This window comes from Tenacibaculum sp. XPcli2-G, from assembly GCF_024124505.1.
Classification (GTDB): domain Bacteria; phylum Bacteroidota; class Bacteroidia; order Flavobacteriales; family Flavobacteriaceae; genus Polaribacter; species Polaribacter mesophilus.
This window is the reverse complement of record NZ_JAMXSH010000004.1, coordinates 370,871-391,606: the sequence shown is the minus strand read 5'-3', so window position 1 is coordinate 391,606 and position 20,736 is coordinate 370,871. Positions and strand designations below refer to the sequence as shown.

General features: G+C 31.5%; 20 protein-coding genes and 2 tRNA genes. 4 read left to right on the top strand and 18 right to left on the bottom strand.

Annotated elements, in window-relative coordinates:
- The first annotated feature begins 45 nt into the window (after window positions 1–45).
- Window positions 46–1,299, top strand: coding sequence for a UDP-N-acetylmuramoyl-tripeptide--D-alanyl-D-alanine ligase (murF, locus tag NH341_RS12750; RefSeq protein WP_253057113.1), 1,254 nt, complete (start codon window positions 46–48; stop codon window positions 1,297–1,299).
- On the opposite strand, the gene NH341_RS12745 is transcribed toward murF, so the two are convergent.
- From NH341_RS12745 to NH341_RS12695, 11 genes are all read right to left on the bottom strand, one after another.
- Window positions 1,296–2,147, bottom strand: a complete 852-nt coding sequence (locus tag NH341_RS12745; protein WP_253057111.1) for an N-acetylglucosamine kinase — start codon at window positions 2,145–2,147, stop codon at window positions 1,296–1,298. The genes murF and NH341_RS12745 overlap by 4 nt on opposite strands.
- A gap of 71 nt (window positions 2,148–2,218) precedes the next feature.
- On the bottom strand, window positions 2,219–2,734 hold the full coding sequence (locus NH341_RS12740) for a DUF2892 domain-containing protein (protein ID WP_167714256.1): 516 nt from the start codon (window positions 2,732–2,734) through the stop codon (window positions 2,219–2,221).
- Between the two features lie 61 nt (window positions 2,735–2,795).
- Window positions 2,796–5,942 carry a cytochrome c biogenesis protein CcsA gene (gene ccsA, locus NH341_RS12735; protein ID WP_253057109.1) on the bottom strand — a complete coding sequence of 1,049 codons (3,147 nt, stop codon included), beginning with the start codon at window positions 5,940–5,942 and terminating at the stop codon, window positions 2,796–2,798.
- A gap of 105 nt (window positions 5,943–6,047) precedes the next feature.
- Entirely contained in the window at window positions 6,048–6,926 is an 879-nt protein-coding gene (locus tag NH341_RS12730; RefSeq protein ID WP_073184692.1) for a phosphatidylserine decarboxylase, read from the bottom strand.
- A gap of 5 nt (window positions 6,927–6,931) precedes the next feature.
- A complete protein-coding gene (scpA, locus tag NH341_RS12725) occupies window positions 6,932–8,995 on the bottom strand; it encodes a methylmalonyl-CoA mutase (RefSeq protein WP_253057107.1) in 2,064 nt (687 codons plus the stop codon).
- Window positions 8,988–10,334, bottom strand: a complete 1,347-nt coding sequence (locus NH341_RS12720; protein ID WP_253057104.1) for a methylmalonyl-CoA mutase subunit beta — start codon at window positions 10,332–10,334, stop codon at window positions 8,988–8,990. The genes scpA and NH341_RS12720 overlap by 8 nt, the downstream gene beginning before the upstream one ends.
- Entirely contained in the window at window positions 10,334–10,651 is a 318-nt protein-coding gene (locus tag NH341_RS12715) for a septum formation initiator family protein (RefSeq protein WP_047790222.1), read from the bottom strand. Before NH341_RS12715 ends, NH341_RS12720 begins: the two co-directional genes overlap by 1 nt.
- 1 nt (window position 10,652) lies before the next feature.
- Complete coding sequence (gene udk / locus NH341_RS12710) at window positions 10,653–11,258, bottom strand: uridine kinase (RefSeq protein ID WP_047790269.1); 606 nt, start codon at window positions 11,256–11,258, stop codon at window positions 10,653–10,655.
- Window positions 11,259–11,356: 98 nt separating this feature from the next.
- Window positions 11,357–11,430 (bottom strand) — tRNA-Thr (locus tag NH341_RS12705).
- A gap of 175 nt (window positions 11,431–11,605) precedes the next feature.
- A tRNA-Pro gene (locus tag NH341_RS12700) sits at window positions 11,606–11,680 on the bottom strand.
- A 147-nt stretch (window positions 11,681–11,827) separates the two neighbouring features.
- Window positions 11,828–12,058: a hypothetical protein gene (locus tag NH341_RS12695; RefSeq protein ID WP_047790221.1), complete on the bottom strand. Its 231-nt coding sequence runs from the start codon at window positions 12,056–12,058 to the stop codon at window positions 11,828–11,830.
- Between the two features lie 366 nt (window positions 12,059–12,424).
- Between NH341_RS12695 and NH341_RS12690 the strand changes: the two genes are divergently transcribed.
- Window positions 12,425–13,036: a DUF1684 domain-containing protein gene (locus NH341_RS12690; protein ID WP_047790220.1), complete on the top strand. Its 612-nt coding sequence runs from the start codon at window positions 12,425–12,427 to the stop codon at window positions 13,034–13,036.
- A gap of 26 nt (window positions 13,037–13,062) precedes the next feature.
- Here the strand turns inward: NH341_RS12690 and NH341_RS12685 are convergent, their stop codons facing one another.
- From NH341_RS12685 to NH341_RS12670, 4 genes are all read right to left on the bottom strand, one after another.
- Complete coding sequence (locus NH341_RS12685; protein ID WP_253057102.1) at window positions 13,063–13,767, bottom strand: crotonase/enoyl-CoA hydratase family protein; 705 nt, start codon at window positions 13,765–13,767, stop codon at window positions 13,063–13,065.
- 54 nt (window positions 13,768–13,821) lie between these two features.
- Window positions 13,822–14,214, bottom strand: coding sequence for a fluoride efflux transporter CrcB (crcB, locus tag NH341_RS12680; RefSeq protein WP_047790268.1), 393 nt, complete (start codon window positions 14,212–14,214; stop codon window positions 13,822–13,824).
- A gap of 148 nt (window positions 14,215–14,362) precedes the next feature.
- A complete protein-coding gene (locus NH341_RS12675) occupies window positions 14,363–15,334 on the bottom strand; it encodes a BT_3928 family protein (RefSeq protein WP_253057100.1) in 972 nt (323 codons plus the stop codon).
- Between the two features lie 16 nt (window positions 15,335–15,350).
- A complete protein-coding gene (locus tag NH341_RS12670; RefSeq protein WP_253057098.1) occupies window positions 15,351–15,896 on the bottom strand; it encodes a DUF1599 domain-containing protein in 546 nt (181 codons plus the stop codon).
- A gap of 80 nt (window positions 15,897–15,976) precedes the next feature.
- Here NH341_RS12670 and folP point away from each other — a divergent pair, with 80 nt between their 5' ends.
- Together folP and cdaA are read left to right on the top strand one after the other, a co-directional pair.
- A complete protein-coding gene (folP, locus tag NH341_RS12665; RefSeq protein WP_047790216.1) occupies window positions 15,977–16,795 on the top strand; it encodes a dihydropteroate synthase in 819 nt (272 codons plus the stop codon).
- Window positions 16,796–16,875: 80 nt separating this feature from the next.
- On the top strand, window positions 16,876–17,658 hold the full coding sequence (cdaA, locus tag NH341_RS12660; protein ID WP_047790215.1) for a diadenylate cyclase CdaA: 783 nt from the start codon (window positions 16,876–16,878) through the stop codon (window positions 17,656–17,658).
- Window positions 17,659–17,706: 48 nt separating this feature from the next.
- Here the strand turns inward: cdaA and NH341_RS12655 are convergent, their stop codons facing one another.
- The 3 genes from NH341_RS12655 to truA all read right to left on the bottom strand — a co-directional run bounded on the left by NH341_RS12655 (window position 17,707) and on the right by truA (window position 20,719).
- Window positions 17,707–18,150, bottom strand: coding sequence for a hypothetical protein (locus tag NH341_RS12655; protein ID WP_047790214.1), 444 nt, complete (start codon window positions 18,148–18,150; stop codon window positions 17,707–17,709).
- Window positions 18,151–18,218: 68 nt separating this feature from the next.
- Entirely contained in the window at window positions 18,219–19,985 is a 1,767-nt protein-coding gene (locus NH341_RS12650; protein WP_047790213.1) for an ABC transporter ATP-binding protein, read from the bottom strand.
- Complete coding sequence (gene truA, locus NH341_RS12645) at window positions 19,985–20,719, bottom strand: tRNA pseudouridine(38-40) synthase TruA (protein ID WP_159615380.1); 735 nt, start codon at window positions 20,717–20,719, stop codon at window positions 19,985–19,987. The genes NH341_RS12650 and truA overlap by 1 nt, the downstream gene beginning before the upstream one ends.
- Window positions 20,720–20,736 lie beyond the last annotated feature (17 nt).

Sequence of the window (20,736 nt, the reverse complement as noted above, 5' to 3'; positions counted from 1 at the left end):
AACAAAACCTCATTGAATTTCAATGAGGTTTTTTATTTTTACTTTATGAAGATAGAAGAGTTATACAGTTTATATATCACACATGGTTTAGTAGATACAGATACTAGAACTATTAGAAAAAACACACTTTTTTTTGCATTAAAAGGAGAGAATTTTAATGGAAATAAGTTTGCCGAAGAGGCAATAACTAATGGAGCTCGTTACGCAATAATTGATGAAGCTGATTATAAAACTTCAGAAAAATTAATTTTGGTTGATAATGTTTTGGAAACTCTACAAAAACTTGCAAATCATCATAGAAATCAATTAGGAATTCCTGTAATCGCATTAACAGGAAGTAATGGGAAAACAACAACAAAAGAATTGATAAATTCAGTTTTATCAAAAAAATATAAAACTACAGCAACTTTAGGAAATCTTAATAATCATATTGGTGTACCATTAACTTTATTGTCAATGAATAAGAATACAGAAGTTGGCATTGTAGAAATGGGAGCAAATCATGCTAAAGAAATTGAGTTTTTATCAGAAATAGCAAACCCTGATTATGGATATATAACAAATTTTGGAAGCGCACATTTAGAAGGTTTTGGTTCTTTAGAAGGTGTGGTAAAGGCTAAATCAGAATTATATGATTATTTGAGAGCCAAAAACAAAAAAGTTTTTGTTAATCCCAATGATGAAAAGCAGATAGCTAAAACAAAAGATATAGAGAGTATTACCTTTGATGAAAGCATAAAGTTTATAGAGGCTAATCCATTTGTAAAGTTGTCGTATAATAATACAGAGATATTAAGTAATTTAATAGGAGCCTATAACTTTGCTAACATATCAGCGGCGATAACTATTGGTAATTACTTTAATGTAACAACAGAATTAATAAAAGAGGCAATTGAAAGTTACGTCCCTTCTAACAATAGGTCTCAGGTAATAAATACAAAAACTAATAGAATAATTCTAGATGCTTACAATGCTAACCCTACAAGTATGAAAGCAGCCTTAGAGAGTTTTAGTAAGCTGCAAGCTAATAATAAAACAATAATTTTAGGAGATATGTTTGAACTTGGAAAATATAGTTCAAACGAACACCAGAGTATTGTAAATTTTATAAAAGAATTAAACTTAGACGAAGCTTTCCTTATAGGTGAGAATTTTTATAAAACCACGACTAAGTATAAAAGGTTTAATGGGTTTTATGAGTTTGAAGAATATATAAAGAACAACCAAATTGAGAGTAGCACAATTTTAGTAAAAGGCTCTAGAGGTATGGCTTTAGAAAGAGTTGTAGCGCTTTTTTAAAAAGAATTATTTCGGTGAAAGTTAACCAAATTATCAATAGGACGTTGAATTACATTAGTAATAGATAAATTATTTTTAGAGGCGACATTGTCTAATATATCTTGAAAGTAATAAGCAATTGATCCGATAAAATAAATTGGTGTTTGACTATTTTTTTCAAAAGGAAGAATACGATACTTGAAAAACTCTTGAACCCCTTTTTTTATCATTTTTCTGACGTATTTTTCATCTCTATACTCCAGCATAAATTTAGCAAAAGAAGCTAAATACATATTTGGATATGGTTTTTTATATAGGTTTATTTTTACGGTATCAGTATCAAGTTCAAAAGAAGTTTTAAATGCTGAAGCTATTTTTTTTGGCATTTTATTATAGTAAAAATCACGTAATAATTTTTTGCCAAAATAATTCCCGCTAGCTTCATCCATAATAGTGTAGCCAAGTGATGGAGCTGTAGTAATCATGTCTTTTCCATCATAATAACAGCTGTTAGAACCTGTTCCTAAGATACACACAATACCAGGGTTTTTACCAGTACTAGCATAAACAGCGGCTAAGGTATCTTCAGAAACAAATACAGTTGCTTTTTTAAAGATAGATTTTAGAACATTTTGTAAACTTTTAGCAGCTTTAGGACTTCCACAACCAGCTCCATAAAAGTGGACTTGTAAAGTGTCGTTTTGTATTTTTAATAAGCTGTTAGCACTATTTATTGTGCTAAGCATTTCATCTTTTGTTAAAACAGACGGGTTTAGACCTAGAGTAGTTGTTCTAAAAACTTCTTTTTTAGTATCATCGAGAGCTATCCAATCAGCTTTAGTAGAACCACCATCGGCAATTAAAACCATTTCTTATCTTATTTACAAGCTAAATATACTACTAAAAGAGTTAAGGAAAATATCAAAAATAAGATGAAGCATTAAATTTTCTTCATTTGTTGTTTCATCATTTGCATTTGCTCTTTAAGCATGCCATGTTTATCTAGCTTTTTAGCTTCTGCCATTAAGTTTGTAGCCTCTCTTTTTCTACGTTTAGTCATTGCTATTCCAGCCAATTGTAATTTAGCCATGGCTAAGTCATGATCCATAGCTAGACCTAACTTAACAGCTTTCTTTAAAAACTTTTCGGCTTGAGTAATGTTAGTTTGAGATAGCATAATACCATGTAGGTAATTATAATACCCTTCTTGCTTTTTTGTTAATGCAGTAGATGGGTTTTTAATATACCCTAACCATTTTTGAGCTCCAGCAAAATTTTGTTTACGTAGTTGTAAGAAAGCTAAAAGAATAAACTCATTTTTAAAATAAAATAAAATAAATAGTCCAGCAAGTAATAGTATTGATATACCGTTCATAATGTGCCCTTGTGTGAACTCATATACAGACCATATAGTAATTAAGGTAGCTAAAACTAATTTTATATTTTTATTGAACATAATTGTCTCTTCTTTTTATCGGTTTGCAAAAATACATTTTTTTAACAGAAAACCTATCAACTTATTTTTTGTAATACTTTTTGTTTTTTATCCAAGCAAGAGTTCCTAAAACAGCAACAAAAGCTAAAGAATAATAAACTGATGCTGGCGTAACTACTTTATCACCACTTGCATAAGAATGTAGGCCAGATAAGTAAAAATTAACCCCCATGTAAGTCATCATAATTGATGAGATGGCTAAAATAGAAACTAAATTGAAAGTGTATCTTCCTCGTAAACCTGGTATTAAACGCATATGTAATACAAAAGAATATATCATAATAGAAACTAAAGCCCAAGTCTCTTTAGGGTCCCATCCCCAATAACGTCCCCAGCTTTCATTTGCCCACATTCCACCTAAAAAGTTACCAATCGTAAACATTACTAAACCAACAGTTAATGCCATTTCGTTTATAATAGTTAATTCTTTAATGTGTAAATCCATTTTCTTTTTGTTCTTCTTGTTGGTAAAAACGATTAAAAACAAAGCAAATACACCAAGAATCATTCCTAAGAAGAAAGGTCCGTAAGCAGCAACAATTATAGAAACGTGTACATATAGCCACCAAGAGTTTAATACTGGTTGTAAGTTAGCGATCTCAGGGTCTAACCAATTTTGGTGAGCAAAAGCTAAAATAATCGAGACTAAAAATGTTGTAGCAGCTATGGTTAATGAAGATTTTTTTCCTAGAATTAACCCAAATAACATAGTTGCTAAACCTACAAAAATAATGGACTCATAAGCATTACTCCAAGGGGCATTGCCACTAATATACCATCTAGCTGTTAATCCTAATACATGAAAAACGAAAAGGAAAATAACAATTCCTATAAGTATCTTAACTATATTGTTAACCCATGGTTTGTTATTAAAAATTTGTAAGAAAACAAAAACAATTAAAAGTAAACTTACGTATCCGTAATATTTAGAAAGTTTTACAAAAATATTTAACTTATTGTAAGCTATTTCTAAATCGATTTTGTCTTTAGAAGGAATAACTTCTGAACCAAATTTTTGTTGGAATTTCTTAATTCCATTTAAAACCTTATTGGTTTCAGTATAATCTCCCGATTTTTTTGATGCTTGTAATAACTGTAAATATACGGGTAATGACTGACGAACAAAAACAGAATCTGTTCCTTTAAAATTTGCCTGTAGTGTTTCGGGCTGCGAAACCCATTTGTTATTTTCGTCGTTAGGAATTGGATAAATACGTAATATACCACCTCCTAAAGCTTGCGATAACAACCAAACTCTTCTTTCAATCTTAATAGCATCTTGTTCAAATTTATTTTGAATCCTTTTCTTCTCAGCTTCAACAACAAGTTTGCTAATTTTTGAAGAGCCATCAGGATTGTAAAAATCAATAAAACGAGCATATTCAGTATCTTCAGAAAGCCCTAAAATTTCTCTAATTTGTGTGTTTCCTTTTTCCAGATACACAAAGGGAACGTTTAACCAAAGCATCGGGCTTTCTGTAATTGAAAGTAAAATCTGGCTAGGATCCATGTCTTTAAATTTATCTACATGGGCTACTTTTCTAACTAATTCTGAAGCAAAGGTGTGGGCAGGCTTCATACGTCCACCAGCATCTTGAATAACTAAAGAACTAAATAAATCAGCATGTTTATTATCTACTTTATTTGCGATTAAAATAGAATCAATTTGGGCTTGAGAAACTTGTTTTGGTTCATGTTGTTTATGTTGCGTATAACTAGCTAAAGAAATAAATAAAGCAATTAGAGATAGCTTGGATTTCTTGTTTCGTATTTTAACTAATGATTGTTTTAAGTCGTAAAAACGAGTATTTTTAACAAATAAAGAAGCAGTTAAACCAAAGAACAATAAGAAATAACCAATGTACGTGACCCAAGTACCCCAAAAATCGTGATTTACAGATAAATGTGTTTGCTCGTGTTCACCGTCAATTTTATAACTTGATTGGAAAAATTTATACCCTCCGTAATCTAAAATATGGTTCATAAATATTCTATAATCGAATGTTTCGTTAGGAGCAATTACAGTAACTTCACTAGCATAAGCTGCGGCACTTTCTGATCCTGGATATTTTTCTAATTGAAAATCATTTAATTTTACGCTAAAAGGGGTTTGTAACAATTTAGATCCATACCAAGCTCTAAAATTTAAATTTCCAATACTAAATTGTTGTTGATTGTCTACATTAAACTTGCCTCCATAAAACTCAACGCGTTCAGTTTCTCCATTTGTAGTTATATCAAAAATTACGGTGTCATATTTTTTATCATCTTTTTTACCCCTAACTGTTTTAATCTCTCCTTTTTCTGGAGACTTAGGGACTACAAATTGTAATCCATTTACGTTGTGAAGTGTTAATAATTGAAAATGTTGAGCACTATCTTTAACTATTAAACCTTTCTTTTGATCAGCCATTCTAAACCAATCTCCATTATTTTTAGAAATCATTTTTAAGCTACCGTCTTCATAAAAGAAGTTAATTGAAGCTGCCTCTTTATTAGGAGCTTCAAAGCCTACCAAAATATTATGAATATTTTCAATAGTTCCTCTCTTAATGTAATGCTCGTGTCTGCTTCCATCAGAACTTTCTACAAAAAATAAATGCTCTGTTCCGTTTTCGTCTAAAACCATTTTTGTTTCAGACCAAGGAATATAGTCAACTAAATTAAAAGAAACCGTATGATTTTTTCCTGCCTTTTTAGGTTGAAAGTTTTCTTCAAAACTTGCAGAGTTTTTACCCCAAGCAGATAAAAGTAATTTGTTTGCAGTAGTTTTTTGAAATTCACCATTGTCAATAATGACATTTAAGTAGGTATGCTCAGAATAAAATTGATTGGTTGTTTCTCCTTCATCAATAACCATTAAACCTTCATAACTAATATAACGAGTAATACCGGCGCCTATTAAGATTAATAGAAATGATATATGAAATAATAACACAGACCATTTTTCTTTTTTGTATAATCGGTACTTAAAAATATTTCCAAAAAAATTGATAACAAAGAACACCATAATCAACTCAAACCACCAAGTATTGTACACTAATGCTTTAGAGGTTTGGGTTCCGTAATCGTTTTCAATAAAAGTGGCAATTCCCATGGCAATGGCAAAAACAAAAAATAATACAGCCATTAAACGGGTAGAGTAGAGAATATCTAAGATTTTTTTCATCAGTAAATCTGCTAAGTATAAAACGTTGCAAATTTACGGATTAAAGCTCGCTTTTTTGAAAGAATGAGTGTTATTTTGAGAAAAGAATTGTTAAAATTAGCATAATTAAATACCTATCTTTTCTCCCATTTTAACAAAGGTTTCCATCTTGTTTTTGGTGTTGGTTAAAATATCTTCATCAATAGTTATTTTGGAACTATTAACTAATAACACAATAGTTGAACCGCCAAAAGCAAAATATCCCATTTCATCGCCTTTTTTTACTTCGGAATTAGGTTTGTAGGTTTCAATAATACTTCCAACCATGGTCGCTCCAACGGGAGCAATGATAATATCTCCTTTGTCTTGTGTTGCCAAAGTACAGTACTCTCTTTTGTTTTCGCAGAATACTCTAGTGAAGTTAGCAGCCAAAGCGTGCGGAGAAACTGAGAAGTAGCGTCCTTTAATTTTGGTTACTTCGGAAGGAGTTCCGTTGTATGGAAAATGATACCTGTGGTAATCATTTGGAGCGAGTCGTAAAATAATTAAAGAATCGTTTTTATGTTTTGTGGCTAGCTCTTTATTGCCTAGAAATTCCTCTAAGGTAAATTTTCTTCCTTTGATAAAGAAGTTATGAATATCAGAAATGCTTTTAAATGCTAACATTTTTCCGTCACCAGGAGAAACAAAGCCTTCCTCAATAGGGCGTGCACCAGGTTTTAATTTTCGATAGAAAAAGTCATTGAAAGAAATGTAGTCTTCAGATGGTCTTTCGGCTTCACTCATGTCGATTTGAAGTTCTCTAACAAAACTGTTTATTTTGTTAATAGAATTAGGTTTGTTCATGAGTTTACCATACCACGATGACAAAAATTTACGTTTAACTAATGGTAATAAAGCCATTTTTCCAAACGGATTGTTGTAAAGCAATTTTAAATACCCTTCTCCAGGAGGGGTTTCGGTAATTATTTTACCTGTTTTTCTATCAATAAATTTTATTTTCATAACTGTTATTCTTCTACACTATCAATTAAAATAGTTAACATATCAATGGCAGCTTGCGCAATTTTAGTTCCAGGGCCAAAAACACCTACAGCACCAGCGTCAAATAAGAATTGGTAATCTTGTGCTGGAATTACACCACCAACAATAACCATAATATCTTCACGGCCATATTTTTTAAGTTCAGCAATAACTTGCGGAACTAACGTTTTATGTCCTGCAGCCAATGATGAAATACCTAAAATATGTACATCATTTTCTATAGCTTGTTTGGTGGCTTCTTGTGGTGTTTGGAATAATGGACCTATATCTACATCAAAACCTAAATCAGCATAACCAGTAGCAACTACTTTAGCACCACGATCGTGACCGTCTTGTCCTAATTTAGCAATCATAATTCGAGGACGTCGCCCTTCTAATTCTGAAAACTTATCAGCTAATTCGGTAGCTTTTTTAAATAACTCGTCGTCTTTTATTTCTTTACTATACACGCCAGATATTGTTTTATGTACTGCTTTATGACGTCCAAAAATAGTTTCAAGAGCGTCAGAAATTTCACCTAAAGTAGCTCTGTTTCTTGCTGCTTTTACTGCTAAATCTAATAAATTCCCTTCACCTGTTTTAGCAGATTCAGTTAAATCACGTAAAGTTTTATCTACTTCAGCTTGATTTCTTTTCGATTTTAAGTCGTTTAGTCTGTCAATTTGAGATTGACGAACTGCTTCATTATCTACCTCCAAAATATGTAAAGGATCCTCTTGCTCTAATTGGTATTTGTTAACACCAACAATAACATCTTGTCCACTATCGATTTTGGCTTGCTTTTTAGCAGCCGCTTCTTCAATACGCATTTTAGGAATCCCCTTTTCAATAGCTTTGGTCATTCCTCCTAATTCTTCAACTTCTTGAATTAGCTCCCATGCTTTATTGGCAATTTCTTCAGTAAGTTTTTCTACATGATAACTACCTGCCCAAGGATCAACTGTTTTTGTAATATGGGTTTCTTGTTGTAAGTATATTTGTGTGTTACGAGCAATGCGTGCTGAAAAATCGGTAGGTAAGGCAATTGCCTCATCTAAAGCGTTGGTATGTAAACTTTGTGTTCCTCCAAAAGCAGCAGCCATAGCTTCAATTGCAGTACGGGCTACATTGTTAAAAGGATCTTGCTCAGTTAAACTCCATCCACTAGTTTGGCAGTGAGTTCTTAATGCTAATGACTTTGGATTTTTAGGGTTAAATTGCTTTACCAATTTAGACCATAACATTCTTCCTGCACGCATTTTGGCAATTTCCATAAAATGATTCATTCCAATAGCCCAGAAGAAAGATAAGCGAGGAGCGAAGGTGTCAATGTCCATTCCTGCTTCTAGCCCTTTTTTAATGTATTCCAATCCGTCAGCTAAAGTATAAGCCAATTCAATTTCTGCAGTAGCACCAGCTTCTTGCATATGGTATCCAGAGATAGAAATTGAATTAAATCTAGGCATATTTTCAGAAGTATATCTAAAAATATCAGCAATAATTTTCATTGATGGAGTAGGTGGGTAAATGTAAGTATTACGCACCATAAACTCTTTTAAAATATCGTTTTGAATAGTTCCTGATAATAGTTTAGGAGCTACACCTTGTTCTTCAGCTGCTACAATATAAAATGCCAAAATTGGTAAAACGGCTCCATTCATAGTCATGGAAACGGACATTTTATCTAAAGGTATCTGGTCGAACAAAACTTTCATGTCTTCCACAGAATCTATAGCAACACCAGCTTTTCCGACATCACCTTGTACACGTTCGTGGTCTGAGTCGTAACCACGGTGTGTAGCTAAATCGAAAGCAACTGATAATCCTTTTTGACCAGCAGCTAAATTTCTACGGTAAAAAGCATTGCTTTCTTCAGCTGTAGAAAAACCTGCATATTGACGAATTGTCCAAGGTCTACGAACATACATGGTAGAGTAAGGTCCACGTAAGTTAGGTGCAATACCTGCAACAAAATCTTCGTGTTTAAAGTTTTTGTTTTGCTGTTCTTGGCTTTTATCTATTTGTATGTTTGATATATCTTTTCTACTCATTTTCTAAACGTTCTTGTTCTAGCTTTTCAGCTAATCGTTTTTGAATAATAGGTTGAATTAGTGTTTTTTCGTTACGAATTTTCAAGAAAGGCGAAACTTCTAAATCGTTTTTCATCTTGTCATTTTCGTTTTGAATTTTGTTTGTTCCAAGTAACACTAATTCTCCTGAGTCAAATAATTGTTGTTCTTTATCTGCAGACTCTTTTATTTTTCGTTGGATAACTCCTTCTTTTAATTGTTTTAAGAAACCACCACCTTTTTCTATTAATTTAAAAACTTCTAGTGCTTTTTGGGCAAGTTGTTGAGTAATTGTTTCAATGTAGTATGCACCATCAGCAATCTTTTGAGCTTCTGCTAGCTCACTTTCTTGCTGTAGAATTAATAGTTGATTTCTTGATATACGTTCACCAAATTCGTTCGGTTGATGAAAAATTTTATCGTAAGAGTTATTGGCGATAGTGTTTGTTCCTCCTAAAATAGCACTCATACACTCAGAGGTAGTGCGCAGCATGTTTACGTTATAATCATATAAAGTTTTATTACGTAAACTAGGTTGAGCGAAAATGTGAGCGGTTGCTTCAATGTTATATTCTTTTAAAAGAGCACTCCATAAAATTCTAAAAGCTCGTAGTTTGGCTATTTCAAAAAAGTAATTACTTCCTACAGAAAAATTAAAGTGAATATTGTTTTCAATTGAGTTTCCAAAATGATTCAAGTATTCGTTTGCGTGTGCAAGTGCATATGCTAATTGTTGAACTATGGTTGCTCCTGCATTTTGATAAATGGAAGCATTAACACAAATAGCATTTTGAGTAGCTTTTGCTATTTCTTCTAATTGTGTATGATCGCTTTTAAGATTAGAGTACCAGTTTCCTGAGCTAGCTAAGTTTCCTATAACATCTATATTGAAGTAGCACTTGTCCGAGTTTGTGAAATCAGCTAGTTTTTTTACAAATTGTGATGATAAAAAATTAAAAGTAAAGTAAAGTAAGGTTTTTTGAGTGTCAATTCCTTTTAATAAGGTATTGTAGTCAAACTCTTTTTTTGCGCTGAATTTTATGGCGTTTGCTCCTCTTTTAATTGAGTCGATAGCAAATGTATTTGCTTCTTCTTCATTCTCAATGTTAATAGATTGACAAATAGCAAAACCTTTATTTGGGGTATTAATCTGAATATTGGTTCTGTCTTCTTTAGTGTAAAAAGGTTTTACAGTAATACCTTCTTCAGTTTTCCATAAAAGTGTATCGTTATAATCGGCACCTTTAAGGTCTACTTGTATTTTTTGTTTCCATTCTGCAGGGGTAACACCTTGAAATTCGTCAAATAAATAGTTACTCATTACTTTTTTATGGTATCAAATTCAATAATATAAATATCTTCATCTTCTTTCTTCATTAAGTACTTTTCTCTAGCATAGCGTTCTAGTTGAAGAGAGTCTTGTAGTTGTTGGATGGTTTTTTTGTCTTTCTTGATTTTTTTTTCATGATAATCAATCCAGCTCTTTAGTTCATTAATCTCTTTATTAAACTCTCTATGGGTAAGGTAAGAATTTTCATCAAAAAAAAGCATCCAAACCACAAAAACAGTGAGTATAATCACGTAAATATTAGTGACTATTTTAAAGGAAGGTTTGTTTTTAATTGATTTTAAACTCATGTTATAAACGGTCGTTAATTACAGTTCTTACAATATCTATAGCTACGGTATTATATCTATCGTTAGGTATAATGATATCAGCATAATTTTTTGTAGGTTCGATAAATTGTTGGTGCATAGGTTTTAAAGTGCTTTGGTAACGGTTTAAAACTTCATCAACATCTCTACCTCGTTCTTTAATGTCTCTTCTTACACGTCTAATCAAGCGTTCGTCAGCATCAGCATGAACAAAAACTTTTATGTCACACAAGTTACGAAGTTCTTTGCTATTAAAAATTAAAATACCTTCAATTATAATAACTTTTCTGGGGTGTGTTTTTATGGTGTCTTTGGTTCTATTGTGAGCAACGAAAGAATAAACAGGTTGTTCGATAATACATCCATTTTTTAATTCAGATAGGTGATCTACCATTAAATCAAAGTCAATTGCTCTAGGATGGTCAAAATTAATCTTAGTACGTTCTTCGTAAGTTAGGTTGTCTGTTTGTTTGTAGTAGGAGTCTTGAGAGATAACGCAAACTTCATCTGCAGGAAGTTCGTTAATAATTTGGTTTACTACCGTGGTTTTTCCACTTCCTGTACCTCCAGCAATACCAATAACAAATATATTCTTCATTAAGTTTTTGTAAAAATAGAGTTATGACAAATTTAGCAAAATAAGCGCATAAAAAAAGCGCTAACTTTTTGTTAGCGCTTTTAGTTTTGAGCCGATGGAGGGACTCGAACCCACGACCTGCTGATTACAAATCAGCTGCTCTAGCCAGCTGAGCTACATCGGCGTTTGCCTCAAAAGCGTGGCAAATATATAATGTTTTTTGAAACTGAAAAAACTTTTTTTTATTTTTTTTAAAAGGTGTTTTTTGTAATGATTTTAGAAGTTTTTTAAGTTGTTGAATTTTAGTTTGTTTTGATTATTTAGAGAGGTAGAATTTTTTTGAAAAAAAATAAAAGAAGTCGGGATGAGTGGATTCGAACCACCGATCTCTGGTCCCCCAGACCAGCACTTTAACCGGACTAAGCTACATCCCGATGTTACAAATATATTTAAAAAAGAAAAGTTCTAAGTAATTTTACTTAGAACTTTATCAAGAATAAATATTATAATGAGAGTGGTAGTTGATGAAACTACTATTCCTATTGTGTATACTGTAAACGAGCTTAAACATTATTTATTGTTTAAGCTGTTAAAGGTTTTCCTTTTAAACGTTTTTCAATGCGTTGTTTTACAGCTGTTAACCGTTTCATTAAATCCATTAATGCGCTGTCTTTTGTTTGTTTATATACCTCATTAATCTCTAGTATAAGAGCTTTTGCTTCTCTAGCGGCTAGTATTCTATCACTAGTAGTAATAAACTTGAATTTTCTGTTTTCAAATTCTTCCGCCTTATTGATTAATTCTGAATTCATAAAATTTACCAATTTAATTTAAAATTTCTTTATTAGGTTTTGTCTGATAAAAAAGATATGTGCCTAAAAATAACTGGGGCGACAAATATATGGGAAACTTTCTGTTTCTAAACAAATAAGCTTATCAATTTGGTTTATTAGTTAATAAGTTTTTCTTATAAGACTAAAATATTTTTTAGCATCATCGTATTATCAGTTATAAGTATTATCTATAAATATAAAAGTAACGATTTTATTTTGCTATTTCAAATTATTAATAGAAAATTAACAGTTTTAGCTGGTTAATTTAGTGAATTTTTAAGGAATGAGAGAGTTTTTAGTTATTATGCAGTACTTTTGCGTTTATATAGACGTTAAAGTAGGAACATGAGAAAGTTATTATTCTTAATTTTTGTTGTTTTAATATTTTCTTGTAACAGTCAAGGAAAAAGAAGTGTTTTAGGAGATTCTAATTTTCAAAAGGAAATGAATGCTAAGTTTAAAGATGCTTCAAGATCTCCGCTTACAAAAAAAGGGTTAAAGAAATTTAAAGGCTTAGATTTTTTTCCTATTGATAAAAAGTACACTGTAAAAGCTAACTTAGAAAAGACGTTTAATACTCCTATTACTAATTTTCCTACAACAACAAACAGGGTGGTAATGTATAGAAAATATGGAGTTTTATCTTTTTCTATTGATGGAGAAGACTTTAAGCTTACTATTTATCAAGATGTAAATCCTACTCCTGAGTATGCAAATCATTTGTTTTTACCTTTTTTAGATAAAACAAATGGAAAAACATCGTATAAAGGTGGTCGTTTTATAGATATTTATACGACCGATATACAGGAAGATGGAACTGTAGAGGTAGATTTTAATAAAGCTTACAATCCTTACTGCGCTTACAGTGATAGGTATTCTTGTCCAATTACGCCAAGTGATAATTACCTAAATACAGAAATTAAAGCAGGGGTAATGGCATATAAAAAACCAAAATAAAAGTGTCCTGCAATTGCAGGACACTTTTATTTTGAAGGAGGTGTTAAACCTTCTTCACTGTCTTGTTTAATTGCTTTTATTAACGAATCCAAATATGGTTTTCTTACCTTGAGTTTAGTTTCTTTATGAGCTTTCTTGTTTAGTTTAGAAAACATTGAAGCTACTTTGATTGCAGTAGGTAATAGATGTTCTTGAGGAACAATTTTATCTAAAAAACCAGCGGTAATAGCATCTTGTGGATTGTAAATTTCAGAGCAACTAACACTTCTTTCAAAATAAACAGGGGTTAAACGTACTTTAGCTATTTCAATACCGGCATTGTGCATGGTCATACCGATTAAAACTTCGTTTAATCCAATTTTAAAATCACCTTCAATTCCTAGTCTATAGTCAACAGATAGGAGTAAGAAAGCTCCTTTTGCCACAGCATGACCAGAACAGGCAGCAATTATAGGGTAAGGAAAAGACAACATTCTATGTGATAAATTAGATCCTTTGGTAACCAATTTTAAAGCTGATTCAGGAGATTGAGTCATGCTTTTTAAGTCGTAACCAGCAGAGAATATTCCTGGTTGTCCTGTTAGTATTACTGGTTTTTCTTCTTTTTCAGCTTTGTCAAAAGAGGTGTTTAAAGCATCAATCACTTCATGAGAAATAGCATTAGCTTTTCCGTTAGTAATAGTGATGATTACATAGTTTTCTTCTGATTTGTATTGTATAAGTTCACTCATTTGTTATATAAATTTACTCACAAAGTGAGATTTGTTTTTAGGGTAAAGTGTAGTTTAAATAGTTTGTGAATTCGTCCAAAAATAATTTACTAAGTAAATTCCTGCGAAAACAGCTAAAAATCCGATGATAAAGCTAGTAACAGTATATAGCGCAAAAGAGGCGAAATCTCCAGATTTTAGAAAGATATGATTTTCATAGGCAAAGGTTGAAAAAGTTGTAAATCCGCCACAGAAACCAGTAGCTAATAATAAAGTGTGGTTTTGTGTTATGGTTTCGTTTTTAGTAGCAAGTCCTAAAATAATTCCAATAAGTAAACTACCAAGAATGTTAGCAACAAAAGTTCCGTACGGAATTCCTGTTTGAGAGCTGTTTAGAGCTTTTCCGATAATATATCGTAAAACGCTTCCTGCTCCACCACCTATAAAAACTAATAATAACTGTTTCACAAAAAATACTTCTGGGTTAATAGCCAAATTTTGCTCTTTTATTGAATGAGATGTTGTAAGAATCTCTACAGGAGCTTTTCATGTCATTGCGAAAATAAGAAAACCTCACAAATTTGTGAGGTTTTCTTTATATATATGTTATAGCGGTTTATAGTTCTACATCGTCAGCATCTGTCCAATTCCATTTTCCTGAAATGATTCCCTTTTTTACAGTAACAATACCAGGGTTAGCTCTGATTACGGTTTTTAGAGCAGTTTCATCACAAAAACCAAAGGTGTAAGGAAGGCCATATTCTTTTTGGGTAGCAGCTAAATCTTCAATGTAAGAAGCGGTTAATACATAAACTTCATAACCTTGTTCGCTAGCTTGTTTTGCAATCTTAGAAACATCAGCGATACCTTCTTTTTCTGTTTTCTTTAAATTAGACATAATAACAAGCATTGCTTTTTCTTTTGCAAGCATTTCTTCCAACTTATCTCCTTCGTCTGTCTCTATCATGAAATCATGTATAGGAGGAAGTTCGTCGCTATCTTCTGGGTATTCCATTCCTTTGGCAATATCTGTACCTATAGAATAAGCTCTAAAATCAATAATTGGTAAATGTTGTAAAACATAATAAGTTATAATTAATGATAGAAAAACAGAGCTAAAGGTTGTTAAAGAAGCAAATTTATTTGAAACTAAAGGTTTAATGTGTTTAACTCCAATAATAAGAATCACAATAAAAATCATAAAAACAACATTCTTGTAAAATGTTTCTTTAGGTGTAAGTTTTAAAGCGTCACCAAAACATCCACAATCTGTAACTTTGTTGTAGGTATAAGAGTACCAAGTTAAAAATAAGAAAACTAGGTTTAAACCAAATAAGCTCCAAACAGTAAGTTTAGGTTTGTAACCTACTAAAAGCATAATACCTAAAACCAATTCGGTAACAATTAAAAGAATTGAAAAAGGTAAAGCGAAAGGAATTAAGAATTCTAAATTTAATACATCGGCGCCAAAATATTCTTCAAATTTATATTGAGATCCGATTGGATCTATCAATTTTACAAATCCAGAGTAAATAAAAAGAAGTCCTACAAGTACTCTTGAAATATGAGTTAGCATTTTTAAAATCATAGGGGTGTTTTTTAGGTTAATTATCTGATTCAGAAAGGTGAATCATGGCAAAAATAGCATAATTAATCATATCTTGATAATTAGCATCAATTCCTTCAGAAACTAAAGTTTTGCCTTGATTGTTTTCAATTTGTTTTACACGAAGTAGTTTTTGCAGAATTAAATCGGTTAACGAAGAAACTCTCATGTCTCTCCAAGCTTCACCATAATCATGGTTTTTGTTTTCCATTAACTCTTTGGCGATTTTTATGTGTTTATCGTATAAAGTAGTAGCCTCTTCGGTAGTTAAATCAGGTTGCTCAACAATACCTAACTCAATTTGAATTAATGCCATTACTGAATAATTGATAATGCCTATAAATTCTGATTTTTCTCCTTCATCAACTTTTCGCTCAGTATTTTCTTGTAATTGACGTATACGTTGAGCTTTGATAAATATCTGATCGGTTAGTGATGGAAGTCTTAAAATCCTCCAAGCACTACCATAATCGCTCATTTTTTTTATAAATAAACTTTTACATTCTTCAACTACAGCATCATACTGTTTTGAGGTATCTTGCATCTTTCCTGTTTAAAAGTATTCGACCAAAAATAGTAAATATTACAAGCTTTTCATTTATTTTTACTTGGAAATTTAGCATGATGACAATTAATTGTAAAGGAACCTTGGTGGATTTAACTAAGCCTAAGGTTATGGGGATTTTAAATGTTACTCCTGATTCTTTTTTTGATGGAGGAAAGTATAAAAATGAACGAGATATCCTTGTACAGGCAGAAAAGATGTTGAGTGAAGGGGCTACGTTTATTGATGTAGGTGCATATTCTTCAAGACCAGGAGCAAAGCATATTTCGGAAGAAGAGGAACTACAAAGAATGCTTCCTGTGGTGGAGTCGTTGGTTAAAAATTTTCCTGAAATTATTATTTCGGTAGACTCATTTAGAAGTAGAGTAGTGGAAGAGTCGATAAATGCAGGTGCTGGAATTATAAATGATATTTCTGGTGGAAAGATGGATGTGAAAATGTTTGAGACAGTGGCAAAATTACAAGTTCCATATATTATGATGCATATGCAGGGAACACCGCAAAATATGCAACAAAATCCTCAATATGAAAATGTGGTTACAGAAGTGGTTTCTTTTTTTGCAGAACAGCTTTTTAAATTGCGCCAGCTAAAGGTGAATGATGTAATTATAGATGTTGGTTTTGGTTTTGGTAAAACACTTAATCAAAACTATGAGTTGCTTAAAAGGTTATCAATGTTTAAAAGTTTAGATGTTCCTATTTTAACTGGGGTTTCTAGAAAATCTATGTTATATAAATTGTTAGGAATTACATCGCAAGAAGCTCTAAATGCTACTACTGTAGCAAATACAATTGCTTTGCTAAACGGAACACACATTTTAAGGGTGCACGATGTAAAAGAAGCAGTTGAGGCGGTTAAAATTGTGGAACAGTTGTAATAAAATCCTTACATTTACTTATTAGGTAAAGACAAAATGCCTAAAAGCTTGTTTTAAAGTTAAAAAACTTCAAAAAATTAATGAATTTAGATTTCATCAACTTTTCGTTTCTTGATGTGTTAGATATTTTTTTGGTAGCTGTGTTGCTTTTCTATATCTATAAGTTGTTAAAAGGAACCGTAGCGATTAACATTGTAATAGGAATTGCATTTATATTTTTAATATGGAAAGTTACTCAAGCCTTGCACATGGAGATGTTAAGTGGTATTTTAGGTTATTTACTTTCTGGTGGTGTTATAGCATTGATTATTGTGTTTCAACAAGAAATTCGTAAGTTTTTATTAATGATAGGAACTACTAATTTTTCTACTAAAAAGGGGTTTTTAAATCAGTTGAAGTTTCTAAAAACTGAAATTCATTCCGAAACAGATGTTGAAACTATTTTAACAGCTTGTGTTAACTTGTCAAAAACTAAAACAGGGGCATTATTAGTCATTGAAAAAACAAACAACCTTGATTTTTTAATTAATACGGGAGATAAAATGAATGCTTTGGTGAATGAAGCAATTATAGAGAGTATTTTTTATAAAAATAGCCCGTTACATGATGGAGCAACAGTTATTCGTGATAATTATATTGTAGCTACTCGAGTAATACTACCTATTTCTAGTAGTACTAAAATACCTTCTAGGTTTGGGTTACGCCATAGAGCAGCTATTGGGGTTAGTGAGAAAACAGATGCCCTTTGTTTATTGGTTTCAGAAGAAACAGGTGAGCTTTCTTATATAAAAGATGGTGAATTTGTGTTGTATAAGTCGCTGGAAGAACTTCGTAAAAAATTAGAAAAAGATGTCATGGCATAAAAAAAGCTCGCAACTTGCGAGCTTTTTTTATGTTCTGTCCAAAAAAGATTATTGAGCAGGAGCCATTTTAGATTGAATAGCAGTCATAACTTGGCTAAACTTAACAGCATCATCTTGACTTAAATTACCAAGAATTTCTTGTGATTTACTAGCTAATTCAACACCTTTTTGAGCTAATTCAGAGTTTTTTACTACATCTCCTTTTGCTTCTATGTATGTTTTAGCATACTCAGTATAAGACTGTAAGTATTCACCTACTTTTGGATCTTCAAATTCAGGAATTTCGATACCTTCAATTGCAGACTCTACAGCTTTAACAGCTTCTTCAGTAGTTTCTTCAACTTCCTTAGCAGCTTCTTTAGTTTCTTCAGTAGCTTTGTCTACTGTTTCAACAGCTTCTTTTTTAACGTCTTTAGCTTCTTCTTTTGTGTTTTTACAAGAGGTTGCTAATAAAGAAGCAACTACAAATGCAGATAAAATTACTTTTTTCATCGTTTTTGATTTTTAATTTTTAGATTGAATAACAAATGTACTATTTTGATTGATGTAAACAAATTTATTTACACTACCGTTTCATTATTAAACTGTTTTTCGTACAAATTCTTATAATAGCCGTCGTGTTTTTTTAATAACTCTATGTGGTTTCCTTTTTCGACTATGGATCCTTTGTCCATAACTATAATCATATCAGCCTTTTTAATAGTTGCTAAACGATGAGCAATTACAATAGAAGTTCTATTTTTTGTAATTTCATCCGTAGCATATTGAATCATTTGTTCTGCATGTGCATCAACTGAAGAAGTAGCTTCGTCTAAAATTAAAATACTAGGTTTACTAACATATGCTCGTAAGAAAGCAATTAATTGGCGTTGACCAGATGATAACATACCACCACGTTCTTTTACATTATAATAGTAATTGTTAGGAAGACTCATAATAAATTCATGAATTCCTATTTGTTTAGCGGCAGTTTGTACTTCTTTGAGAGAAATTTTATCATTTTTAAGAGTGATGTTGTTTAAAATACTATCAGAAAATAAAAAAACATCTTGTAATACCACAGCTATTTTTTGACGTAAAGAAGTTATTTTGTAATCTTGAACAGGAATATTGTCAATAGATATTTCACCACTATCTATTTCGTAAAAACGATTTATAAGATTAATTATAGTTGATTTTCCGGCTCCTGTAGCCCCAACAATGGCAACGGTTTGTCCTTTTTTAACACTAAAATTAATACCTTTTAAAATTTCTTCCCCTTCTATATAACTAAATTTTACATCTTTAAAATTAATAGCTCCTTGTATGTTGTTAGCAATAATTGATCCATTCTTATCTATAGAGCTCTCGGTGTCTATTATGTTAAAAACACGTTCACCAGCAACAATCCCCATTTGTAACTGATTAAATTTGTCAGCTATTTGTCTTAAGGGTCTAAAAAGCATTTGAGCCATTTTTATAAAACCAATAATGGCACCAACACTTGCAGCTTTGTTTTCAACTACTTGTAAACCACCATACCAAACAATTAAACCTATTGCAATTGAAGATAAAATCTCTGCGATAGGGAAAAAAATAGAATAATACCAAACTGTTTTAACATGTGCTTTTTTATGTTTGTTATTAATATCAATAAAGTTTTTATACTCTATCTTTTCTCTATTAAAAAGCTGAACTATTTTCATTCCCGTAACTCTTTCCTGAACAAAGCTGTTTAGGTTTGCTACTTGGTTTCTTACATCTTGAAAAGTAGATTTTATGGCTATTTGAAATAATTTAGTAGCATAAATTAAAACAGGTAAGGTTGCAAGTGCTATTATTGCTAGTTTCCAATTGGTATATAGCATTACGACTATTACCACAATCATTTTCAAAACATCGCTAACGATCATAAAAACACCTTGTGTAAAAAAATTAGCAATAGTTTCTATATCAGAAACAACACGAGTTACTAATTTTCCAACTGAAGAGTTATCAAAATATCCCATTTTAAATTGGAGTATTTTTCTAAAAGTGATAGCTCTTATGTCTCTAATAATATGTTGTCCAACCCAGTTAGCGTAGTAAATAAAACTAAATTGGAAAAAGACTTGAATTAATAAAACCACAATCATGGCTATTGTGAAATACAATAGTCTAGAAAAATCTTTGTTTGTAATAAAGTCATCTATGGCAGCCATTAAAATGACAGGGGTTAGCACAGCAAACCCTGCTAGTAAAATAGTAGATAATGCTGCAATTATAAATCGTATGCGATACTTTTTTGCAAAACTCATTAGTCGTGCAAAAATTTTAATATCGAATGCTTTTCCTGTTGTTTTACTCACTATATATATTCGTATTTTACTTTTGTTAAAAATAAACCTTTTGCAGGAACAGATACGCCTGCTTTACTTCGATTTTTACTTTCTATAATTTTTTTGAAATCATTTACAGTTATTTTTTCTAAACCAACGTCAATTAAAGTTCCAACAATAGCACGAACCATGTTTCTTAAAAAACGATTGGCACTGATATGAAACGTTAACTCATTACCATTTTTAATCCATTTAGCATTGGTTACAGTACAGTTAAATGTATGTACATCTGTCTTTACTTTTGAAAAGCATTCAAAATTTTCATAATCATATAGAGTTGCAGCGGCTTTATTCATTAACTCTATATTTAATTGCTGGTGGTGTAATTGCCAAGTAGTATTTAATAAAAAAGGATTTCTACCTAGCCAAATTTTGTACTCATAGCTTCTACTAAGTGCATCAAAACGAGCATGAGCATCGTTATGTACTAGTTGAGTATTAAAGATAACGATGTCATTAGGTAAAATAGCGTTTAACTTGTAGGTGAAATTACTGTTTAGTGGGGTTTCTACATCAAAATGAGCAAACATTTGAGATGCATGCACGCCAGCATCTGTTCTTCCTGCACCTACGATAATTATTTCTTTTCTTAAAATAGTGCTAATAGCCTTATTGATTTTTTCTTGAACGGACATTGCGTGTGGTTGTATTTGCCATCCATGATAATTTTTTCCGTTGTATGCTAATTCAATGAAATACCTCAAGAAGTGTAAAGATTTTA